This is a genomic window from Paenibacillus cineris (assembly GCF_018333335.1).
Classification (GTDB): Bacteria; Bacillota; Bacilli; order Paenibacillales; family Paenibacillaceae; genus Paenibacillus_AQ; species Paenibacillus_AQ favisporus.
In genome coordinates this window covers 1-504 of sequence record NZ_BORU01000019.1, presented here as the reverse complement: position 1 = coordinate 504, position 504 = coordinate 1, and the positions used below count along the sequence as shown (strand labels likewise).

General features: G+C 48.6%; 1 tRNA gene and 2 rRNA genes. All 3 read left to right on the top strand.

The features are described from left to right. Window positions 1-84: ribosomal RNA gene (locus KI379_RS33720) — 16S ribosomal RNA — on the top strand; the annotation flags it as partial. Between the two features lie 124 nt (window positions 85-208). After that, window positions 209-284, top strand: a tRNA-Ala gene (locus tag KI379_RS33715). A gap of 113 nt (window positions 285-397) precedes the next feature. Beyond that, window positions 398-504 (top strand): 23S ribosomal RNA (locus KI379_RS33710); the annotation flags it as partial.

Genomic DNA, 504 nt, shown 5'->3' with positions numbered 1-504 from the left:
CAGCCGCCGAAGGTGGGGTAGATGATTGGGGTGAAGTCGTAACAAGGTAGCCGTATCGGAAGGTGCGGCTGGATCACCTCCTTTCTATGGAGAATCGCTTCCTGCGATGGAAGCATTCAAATAACGGTTGACGCAAGTCGCCGTACCCGATTTGCGTAAGCAAAGCAACCAAACATCATTCCATTTGTTCAGTTTTGATGGAATTTGAGGGGCTATAGCTCAGCTGGGAGAGCGCCTGCCTTGCAAGCAGGAGGTCAGCGGTTCGATCCCGCTTAGCTCCACCAATCATCTTTCATCGATTTGATCCTTGAAAACTAGATAACGAAACGAATCTGCGTTTTAGAAATATCCTTTTAGCTGAACTTGTGTCAACAAGTTTAAGTTTTAAAAGTAGCATGGTTAAGCTACTAAGAGCACACGGAGGATGCCTAGGCGCTAGGAGCCGATGAAGGACGTGGCGAACAACGATACTGCCTCGGGGAGCTGTAAGCAAGCTTTGATCCG